Source organism: Pseudomonas sp. D8002 (genome assembly GCF_013385695.1).
Taxonomy (GTDB): Bacteria; Pseudomonadota; Gammaproteobacteria; order Pseudomonadales; family Pseudomonadaceae; genus Aquipseudomonas.
In genome coordinates, this window is record NZ_JACAPM010000069.1 from 21,972 (window position 1) to 31,558 (window position 9,587).

Below are 9,587 nucleotides of genomic sequence, written 5' to 3' on the forward strand. Positions count from 1 at the left end.
TGCAGTCCGGGAGTCTTGCATGTCTGATAACAGTTTCGACCCACGGGCCTTTCGCCGGGCCCTGGGCAACTTTGCCACCGGTGTCACGGTGGTCACTGCCGCTGATGCCAGCGGGCGCAAAGTGGGTGTCACCGCCAACAGCTTCAACTCGGTGTCCCTGGACCCGCCGCTGGTGCTGTGGAGCATCGACAAACGCTCCAACAGCCACGAGGTGTTCGAGCAGGCCAGCCATTTTGCGGTCAACGTGCTGGCGGCCGACCAGATCCACCTGTCGAACAACTTCGCCCGGCCCAGGGACGATCGCTTTGCCGAAATCGAATTCGAGCCCGGGGAGGGCGGTTCGCCGGTCTTCGCTGATTGCTCGGCGCGGTTTCACTGCGAGAAGTACCAGCAGGTGGATGGTGGCGATCACTGGATCATGATTGGCAAGGTGGTGGCTTTCGATGATTTTGGTCGTGCGCCGTTGCTCTATCACCAGGGGGCGTATGCGCGGATCGAGGAGCGGCAACCGTAGGGCGAACACCTCTATCGAAGGCTGAAGCAGGTTCAATGTGGGAGCGGGCTTGCTCGCGAATGCGGAGTGTCAGCCAATACATCTGGCGACTGACACACCGCTTTCGCGAGCAAGCCCGCTCCCACATGTGATCTCGGTAGCTCATTGCATCTGTGTTAGAACAGCACGGCCACGGTGACTTGGCTATAGAGATTGGTGCCATTGCCACCCACCTGGTTGCCGCCGTTGCTCTCATCCTTGTTGGGCTTGTACAAACCCAGCAGCGGCGTGACGATCAGGTGTTCGTTCACCGCCCACTCCGCGTACAGGTCCAGTTCGCGCCCATCGAGGTTGAGCATGCCGCCCTTGCTCAACGTCTTGTAGTCGAAGAACAGCGCGCCCAGGGTGACGCTGTCCAGCGGCTTGACCTTCAACGCCACATGCTGCACCTCAGTATTGGTATTGAACGGCCCCGAATAATTGCCGGCCACCTCGCCCTGCACCCAGGTGCCGTAGCCACGGTTGAAGCCCGAAAACATCGCATCCCAGTTTTTCGAATAGCGGCTGTAGCGGTAGGTCAGGTCCGGCGACCACGGCAGCGCGGCGAAGGTATAACCGCCTTCGGTGTACCAGGCCTTTTCCGGGCCGGCGTCCTTGTCCTGCCAGGCGTATTCAAAGGAAAAGTGCGCGTTCTCGATCCCGGCATTACCGGCGCCCCGCAGGCTGTAGATGTTCATCCCAGCGCGCTGTTTTTGCAGGTCATTGGCATAACGGTCGTCGACGCTGATGCCGTGGATATAGGTCAACCCCAGGGTGCCGGGCGCGGCGGTGTAGTCCAGGGTGCCGGCAGCCATTTCAGTGTTGGCCTGGGCGCGGTTGTCGGACTTGATCCACATTACGCTGCCATGCACGCCGTCCTTGCCACCCAGGCGTAGCACTGCGGTTTGATCGAAGGCATGCCGAGCGGCGATGTAGTAGGCGCCGCCCCGGTTGAACTTGCCGTCATCCACGCCCTTGCCGAAGTTCGGGCCGTCATCGTTGATGATGAAACCGTCGCCGAGCATGATGACCTGGCGGCCGAACGACAGGTCCACACCATCCTTGCCCAGTGCCGGAAACAGTTCCCCCGAGCGCCAGCCGGCGAAGGCTTCGTCGAACTTGGTGGTGCGCTCGCTGCCGGTGGTCACGCCCGACGCATCGCCATCACCCCAGGTGCCCGAGCTGACCAGGTTGGCCGTGCCATACACGCTGCCCAGGGCGCCGAAGCGCTGGTCGACGCTCAAGCCATACTTGATAAAACCTTCACGCCAGGTGGAACCGCCGGTGGTGCCGTCGTAGTTCTTGCGGCTGTTGAACATCCCGTACACCGCCAGGAAGTTGCCGGTGACCTGAGTGTCGTCATCGGCATACAGCTCGAACGCCTGGGCCGATGAGTCGATGATCATCAGCGCGATGCCCAGGCTGATGGCCCTGTACAGGTGACGGGTTTGTTGTGTGTGCTGCATTGTTATAGTCCCCAACAAGGTGAATTGAGGGAGCATTAGGGCGAGCGCCACCGGGCCAAGTCTTTCCCCTGCGTGCCAGGAAATTGTCCCAGGCCGCCAGTGGCGCAGCAGTGGCAGGCAGCAACAAAACCGGCGGCAGCCAGGAGCAAGACGATCAGCCAGGGCGGGCGCAGAGTGCCAATACTTCTAAAAATCCGCTTCTTGAGGATCTGCACCATGTCGATCAACGACCGGCTCACCGAACATTTGAAACGCGGCACGGTGGGCTTTCCAACCGCGCTGGCGAGCACCATTGGCTTGATCATGGCCAGCCCGGTGATCCTCACCGCGACCATGGGGTTTGGCATCGGCGGCAGCGCCTTTGCGGTGGCGATGTTGATCGCGGTGGTGATGATGCTGGCCCAGGCGACCACCTTCGCCGAAGCCGCCTCGATCCTGCCCACCACCGGCTCGGTCTACGACTACATCAATTGCGGCATGGGCCGGTTCTTTGCGATCACCGGCACCTTGTCGGCGTACCTGATCGTGCATGTGTTTGCCGGCACCGCCGAAACCATCCTCTCCGGCGTGATGGCGCTGGTGAATTTCGAGCACCTCAACACCCTGGCGGAATCCGCCGGCGGTTCGTGGTTGCTGGGAGTGGGCTTCGTGATTGTGTTCGGGGTGCTCAATGCGTTTGGCGTCAGCGCGTTTGGTCGGGCCGAGATCATCCTCACTTTCGGCATGTGGACCACCTTGATGGTGTTTGGCGTGCTGGGCCTGATCGCAGCCCCGGCGGTGCAGCTGGACGGCTGGTTCGGTGAATCCCTGGTCGGTACCGACCTGATTACCATCCTGTCGCTGGTGGGCATGGCGATGTTCATGTTCGTCGGCTGCGAATTCGTCACGCCGCTGGCGCCGGACCTGCGCAACTCGGCCAAGGTGATGCCCAAGGCGATGGTGCTGGGGTTGCTGGGGGTGGCCACCTGCATGTTCATCTACGGCGCCGCCATGAAGCGCCAGGTGGAGAACGTATTGATCGACGCGGCGGGCGGCGTGCACCTGCTGGATACGCCGATGGCCATCCCGAAATTCGCCGAGCAGGTGATGGGCAGCATCGGCCCGATGTGGCTGGGCATCGGCTTCCTGTTTGCCGGTGCTGCAACCATCAACACCTTGATGGCCGGTGTGCCACGGATCCTGTACGGCATGGCCGTCGACGGCGCGTTGCCCAAGGTCTTCACCTACCTGCACCCGCGCTTCAAGACACCGTTGCTGTGCATTCTGGTGGCGATGCTGATTCCGTGCCTGCACGCGCTGTACCTGGGCGGCAACACCGACAACATCATGCACCTGGTGCTGGCGGCCGTGTGTGCCTGGAGCTTTGCTTATCTGCTGGTGACGCTGTCGGTGGTGATCCTGCGGATTCGCCGTCCGGATCTGCCTCGCGCCTACCGTTCGCCGTTCTTTCCGCTGCCGCAGATTCTGTCGAGCATCGGCATCCTGCTGGGCATGTGGTTTATCACCCCGCCGGGCATGAACCCCGCCGACATCTACATTCCCTTTGGCGTAATGCTCGGGTGCACGGCGGCGTACGCGCTGTTCTGGACGCTGGTTGTGCAGAAGGTCAATCCATTCAGGCCCGCCTCGGTGGAAGAGGTGTTGGCCAAGGAGTTCGCCCATGAGCCGGATCAGCCGCACAACGGGTATATCAGCCATGCTGCAAAAACTGTCTGAGCTGTTCAGCGCCCGGCGCGCGCCTGCCGGGTATCGACCCGGCGTTACGCTGGAACACCTGAGGCGTAACCTCGGCCTGGCCGGTTATGAGGTGTGTGGACCGACGACGGCCCGGGTTTCCCTGGACAATCTCGGGCTGCAACTGGAGATCGTCGAACGCACCGAGTCGCAGCTGTTGATGCACCTGGTGATGACCGAATTCGTACTGCGCATCCCTGCCTCGCAGCAGGGCACGGCGAGCTTCGAACTGCACCACACCGGGGCCGTTCGACGCACCGGAATCCGCTGTCGACAGCGGTCGGGCGACAAGGAGGTTTCAGGCATTTTGCGCACGCAATTGCAGGAGGGCGGCGCCTTGCATCGCGCCTTGATGCCGCTGGACTTCAAGCGCCTGCGCATCGACCTGGTGGATCACCAGTGGTGTGTGCGGCTTGAGCATATGGGCGGCAGCGAGGTGGTCAACCGCATGCCGGCGTTCCGTCGCTACATCGCCTTGAGCAGTGTGCAACGCGCCTGGCTGCTGGACGCCTTGAACGGTTTCCAGCGCGCCTTGCAGGCCCACTGACCGCAGTATTTGGCATCAATAGTGCAACCACCTTGGCAGACACGTACTTGTTGCGCGCATATAGATAACATGTTAACTATTGCCCGACAAAAACAAAAAGCCAAGGTGGAAACAACCATGAGCATGCAACAGATTGGGCAAGACGGGCTGGACCTCTGGACCCGGGATCTGCGCGCGGTTTGCGGTCACTTCGACACAGAACTGGCCTTCAACCGCTCGCTGTTCATCGGCAGCATCAGCACCTTTTCCCGCGGCGGTTTGCCCCTGGCCAGCCTGCGCACCAACGCCGGCCTGATCAAGCGCCCCAAGGCCCGCGCCGACCACGATGACGACCAACACTGCTTCCTTGTCAGCCAGCGCAGCGGCTACTGCCAGATCACCCAAAACGGCCAGAGCTTCCAGCTTGCCCCCGGCGAACTGTTATTGATGGACTCGGTGGGCTCCATCGACATCACCCCGTTCGGGCTCATCGAACACGCGTCCCTGTCCTTGTCCCGCGCAGAGGTGTGCAAACAGTTCGGCAACCAGCCCAAGACCTTCGGCAAAATCTCCTCGAGCAAAGCCTGCGGGCGCATGTTGCATGTGTTGATGGATCAACTGTGCAAAGACGCACTGAACGGCGAAGGCGCGGTCGGGGAGGGGCAGGCGTTGCAGTCGGCGTTTGTCTCGCTGCTGGGGTCGGCGTTTGAGCAGGAAGACGATGAGCGCGATGATTGTGGCGGGTTGCAGGGCAGCAATCTGCGCAGCTATGTGCAGAAGGTGATTGATGAGTCATTGACCCAGCCAGGGCTTAGCCCGGTGGGGTTGGCGAGTCGGTTGAATATCTCGGTGCGGCATTTGTACCGGTTGTTTGAGGAACAGGATGACAGCGTGTGCCGGTATATCCAGCGGGCGCGGTTGAAGCGCAGTGCGGATGATCTGACCAACCCGTTTTTGCGCAGTGAGTCGATTACGTCGATTGCGTATAAGTGGGGGTTTACGGATTCGGCGCACTTTAGTCGCTCGTTCAAGAAGCAGTTTGAAGTGTCGCCGAAGGATTTTCGGGCGGGGCGGTTGCAGCAGGTGGGATAGGGGGTTGGCAGGCATTTCATTGACGTACACAGCTCAACTGTGGGAGCTGGCTTGCCTGCGATGGCGATTTGGTAGGCGCTAAGCATGCTGGGGTTTACCGAATAGGCTGAACCTTCCAACTGGCTGTTCTTCCGTTATTTGAAAGATGGGACTGTACTATCCGCTTAGTTGAAGTCTTCGTATCTTTCGGCGTTTAACGATGCAAGCCAGGTTTTAAAAAAAGTAATTTGCTCTTGTGGGTCATTTGTCAGGTTTTCGTCTTCGTAATCAAAAATGTGAACTATATCCTCTGGGAGGGCGGGTTTGCCCATCGTCATTTGATAAGCGACAAGCCCTGCACTCATTTGGGATGCCATCCTTGAAGGCATCACGTTTAATCTCGCGCCCTTGCAAAGAAATGCGATGCGGGGGTGATCGGCTCTGATTTTTGCAAGGCAGACATAGAGATCTCTTCCACCATAGATTCTCTGTGGGGTTTCAGATTCTGAGAGTTTCATCAGGCATTTGGCTGCATCATATCTTACGGTGATTTCGACTTTTTTATTTTCTATTAGTGCGCAGATTTTTTGGGTTTTCATTATGACGATTTCTAATTGGGATCCATGATGTCGTATTGAAAAAATAGACCGGTCCTGAGCTTTCAGAGTTTGATCAGACCGAATCTGCGTGTGAACTCCCCGCAACCTTGACCAGCGCCGCTTTATTTTGCGACTAACATGAAGTTGCCCAGCGCTCGCAAAAATCATGCTGTTCTTGTATGTCATTGGTTAAGTCGTTTTCTTCGGGAGAAAAAATGTGAACTAGCTCGCCTTCAGGTTTGCCCATGGTGAGTTCGTAAGCTACCAATCCATTTGACATGTGTGATGACATTCCAGATGTGTGTACGTTAATTTTTGCGCCCTTACACAAGAACTTTATATCCTTGAAGTCCATTCTTGCCAGACCGAAGCTTTCGTATAGATCTATGGCGCTGTAGGATTTTCTGACCCCGTTGTTTAATGATAGAGTAAGGGTCGGCTTCCCCCCGTCGTATTCAACTGTTGCACTTTCACGAACGTTATCTCTGATTATGGTGATTTCACGTGATTTCATGGGTAACCTCTGTTCGGATTTAGTAGTGTGTATCCTTTGTAAGTGCCGTCATCGTTTACCGGTGAAGCACCTAAAATATCTTTAGTGTCGATACGTTTGGGAATGGCGATTTCTAATTCATATTTGTATTTGGAGCGGTCGCCTAGTTCCTTATTTACATCCCTCCCAGGGATCTTTTTGAGGGTATAAAGGAATCCCTCATCAAATCCATGTCCCGAGGCAAAGACCAGTGCTCTTTTCCTTGATGTGGAAGTAGGCACGAAATTGCTAGGAGGGCTGGCGTTATTCAAAGAGTGTAAATAGAGATTTGTGCTCTCTCCTCTACTTTCAAACCCGTCTCTGAAAATTTCATCTGGATGTCTCAAATCACCTCGATACAGATATTCCTGCTTTTTTTCTGGCGCGGGAGTTGAGGGCGTACCCTCATCAACCTTAGATATTCCTGATGGATCTTCAGCTTTGGTTTCAGGCTTGCATCCATCCCCACCCGGACAGGTATTCAACCCCAACGGATCCACCCATCCGGTCGGGTTGGGCACGTACTGGTATCCGTTCAGCCCGCCCGCCAGCTTCACGGGATCGGGCGTCAGGTAGCGGCCAATATCCGGATTGTAGTAGCGATGTCGGTTGTAGTGCAGCCCGCTTTCCGGGTCGAAGTACTGGCCCTGGAAGCGCAGCGGGTTGATAACGGTGTTGACGTCCAGCTTCGCGATTTGGCCGTAGGTGCGGTAGTGCGCGGACCAGACGATTTCGCCATCGGGCGCGGTGAGTTCTTGTGGCGTGCCCAGGTGGTCGAGTTGGTAGTGGAAGGGCTTTACGTCTTCCGGGCCGTAGCCCTTCAGCAGAACTAACGGACGGAAGCTGTTGGGTTCGTAGATATAGCTTTGGTGGTTATCAGTGCTGTGTTCGGCGATTAATGTCTCGCCTTGCCAGAAGAACTCGGTGGTCTGACCGTTGAGGGTTTTGGCGATACGCCGTCCAAACGGGTCGTAGCGATATGTGGCTTCGGTACCGTCCGGCTGGGTGACGCTGATCAGGCGATGCTGACAGTCGTAGCGGTATTCGGTAACCAACTGCTGCGCCCGGCCCCGGCGTTCGCGCAGAAGGTTGCCGAAGGCGTCGTAGTCGTAATGGCGGTCACCTTGCATCAACAAGCGGTTGCCTTTGACGACGCTGGGCCCGACGCGGTCTTGCATCAGCAGGTTGCCCGCCGGGTCGTGGACGAAGCGTTCCTGCAGGTCGTGCGAGTGGTTGGCGCGGGTCAGTCGGTCGAGTGGGTCGTAGTGGTAGTCGTGCTGGCCTTTGCGGGTGTCGAGGATGCGGGTCAGGTTGCCGCGTTTGTCGTAGTCGTATTGGCGGCGCTGGTAGCGTTGTTCCTGTTGGGTGATCGCGTGGGCGTGCAGGCGGCCCTGGTCGTCGTAGTGGTAGTGGCTGAGGAGTTGGCCTTGCTGGCGCTGATGTTCACGGCCGGATTTGAACAGGTGCGAGGTGAGCAGGTTGCCGTTGAGTTCGACGGTGCCGAGGTCGCCACCTTTGTCGTAGTGGAAGGCGAGGCGGTTGTTGTCGGGCAGGCGCAGGTAGTTGAGTTGGCCGCATTCGTCGTAGCCATAGCGCAAGGTGCCCCAGCCCTGGTGCTCGGCAGTGAGGCGGTTTTGCAGGTCGTATTCGTAGTGGAGCGGCCAATTACCGTCGTCGACGCTGAGGAGATTGCCGAGGCGGTCGTAGGTGTAATTGACTCTGCTGCCGTCAGGCAGGGTTTTTCTTACGAGGCGCCCGGCCGCATCGCGCGCATAACCGGTAACCAACTGACTGCCGTCATCGCCGTACTCGGTCTTTTCCAGCAGATGCCCGGCGAGGTCGTAGGCATAGGCAGTACGCCGGCCATCAAACCCGATTTCCTGCTGGATCAGGCCGTTGGCGTGATAGTCGAGTCGATAGGTTTCGCCGACCTCGTTTTCAATCTCGGTCAGTAACAGCCGAACATTGTCATAACGGTATTTAAGCTGCGTGCCGTCCGGATTAATCCGACGGCTGATCAGGTGCAGACCGTCGGCGTACTCATAGCGCGTAACCCGACCCAGTTCGTCGCGCTCAGCAGTGATTTTTCCGTACGGGTTGTAGCTGAATTCGCGTGTGGCCCCGTCAGGCTGAATCACTTTCAGCAAACGACCTACGGCGTCCCACTGATACTGGGTCAGCGCACCATGCTCATCCTCGCAAGCCACCTGCCGCCCCAGCTCGTCATAGCGATAACGCCGCACACCGCCATTCGCCAGTTTTTCCTCAATGAGCTGGCCGCGTTCGTTCCAGATCAGCCGCTGACTGCTGTTGTCCGGATACCAGGCACCGCTGAGCTTTCCGTGTTGGGTGTAGGTGTATTCGGTGTAATTGCCATCCGGATCAGTCTTGCGAGTGATATCGCCTTGATCGTTACGCTGGTATTTCCACACCGCGTCACCACGGCGCACAACCCGTACGAAACCGTTGTCATGCTCGTAGGAGGTGGGTGCATCGTCACCGGGAAACAGCGCAATCAACCGACCGGCTTCGTCGTACTGATAGGCCGTCACCGCCCCCAGCGGATCCTGCTCGACCGTCAGCCGGCCTTTTTCATCGTAGGATTTGAAGTGCTGCGCGCCGTCCGGATCGATCCGCTGCACCAGCCGTGCGCGCTGGTCGTGTACGTAGACTTCCTGGCTGCCATCGGCGTTGTGTACGGTGACCGTGCCGTTGTCATCCCACACATACCGCGTGTCCATCTGCGAAAAGCTGGCCCAGTGCCGGACACATCGCGCCGCCTTGCCAGACCGTTCCCACTCCCAAAAGAAACTCGCCCCACCGGCCAGTTCCCGCTCCAGGATCACCTGCTGATCGTCGTACCGATAACGCTCGCTTTCTCCTACAGCGTTGGTCGCTTCGATCAACCGCCAGGCATCGTCGTACGTGTAGGAAACAACGTTCTGCTCGGTAACCCAGCCGAGTTCCCGCTGCACCTGATAGTCGACGGCAACGATATGGCCGTGCTCATACCGCAGCAGTAATCCCTGGCCAACATGGTTATCGATCCGCTGAATCCGCCCTGAATAATCGCGGGAAATGCGCAGCCGGTTGTCGTAAGCGTCACTGATCGCCGTCAGCACACCGT

At 58.1% G+C, this 9,587-nt stretch carries 7 protein-coding genes and 1 pseudogene; 4 read left to right on the forward strand and 4 right to left on the reverse strand.

Annotated elements, in window-relative coordinates:
• Positions 1–19: 19 nt before the first annotated feature.
• Positions 20–496, forward strand: a pseudogene (locus tag HX807_RS30985) (flavin reductase family protein); the annotation flags it as partial.
• 173 nt (positions 497–669) lie between these two features.
• On the opposite strand, the gene HX807_RS30990 reads toward HX807_RS30985, so the two are convergent.
• On the reverse strand, positions 670–1,998 hold the full coding sequence (locus HX807_RS30990; protein ID WP_177052133.1) for a hypothetical protein: 1,329 nt from the start codon (positions 1,996–1,998) through the stop codon (positions 670–672).
• 216 nt (positions 1,999–2,214) lie between these two features.
• Here HX807_RS30990 and HX807_RS30995 point away from each other — a divergent pair, with 216 nt between their 5' ends.
• The 3 genes from HX807_RS30995 to feaR all read left to right on the forward strand — a co-directional run bounded on the left by HX807_RS30995 (position 2,215) and on the right by feaR (position 5,350).
• Positions 2,215–3,714 (forward strand): APC family permease, encoded by a 1,500-nt coding sequence (locus tag HX807_RS30995; protein ID WP_177036827.1) that lies wholly within the window; start codon positions 2,215–2,217, stop codon positions 3,712–3,714.
• A complete protein-coding gene (locus tag HX807_RS31000) occupies positions 3,695–4,279 on the forward strand; it encodes a DUF3156 family protein (protein WP_177052135.1) in 585 nt (194 codons plus the stop codon). Before HX807_RS30995 ends, HX807_RS31000 begins: the two co-directional genes overlap by 20 nt.
• A gap of 117 nt (positions 4,280–4,396) precedes the next feature.
• Positions 4,397–5,350: a transcriptional regulator FeaR gene (gene feaR / locus HX807_RS31005; RefSeq protein WP_003219901.1), complete on the forward strand. Its 954-nt coding sequence runs from the start codon at positions 4,397–4,399 to the stop codon at positions 5,348–5,350.
• Positions 5,351–5,514: 164 nt separating this feature from the next.
• Here feaR and HX807_RS31010 read toward each other — a convergent pair whose 3' ends face one another.
• The 3 genes from HX807_RS31010 to HX807_RS31020 all read right to left on the reverse strand — a co-directional run.
• Positions 5,515–5,928 carry a hypothetical protein gene (locus HX807_RS31010; protein WP_177052137.1) on the reverse strand — a complete coding sequence of 138 codons (414 nt, stop codon included), beginning with the start codon at positions 5,926–5,928 and terminating at the stop codon, positions 5,515–5,517.
• 133 nt (positions 5,929–6,061) lie between these two features.
• The gene (locus HX807_RS31015) at positions 6,062–6,442 is read right to left on the reverse strand and encodes a hypothetical protein (RefSeq protein ID WP_102606198.1); all 381 of its coding nucleotides are present in this window, start codon (positions 6,440–6,442) and stop codon (positions 6,062–6,064) included.
• On the reverse strand, positions 6,439–9,587 hold a 3,149-nt coding region (locus tag HX807_RS31020), incomplete at its 5' end, for an RHS repeat-associated core domain-containing protein (RefSeq protein WP_177052139.1). The genes HX807_RS31015 and HX807_RS31020, both read right to left, overlap by 4 nt.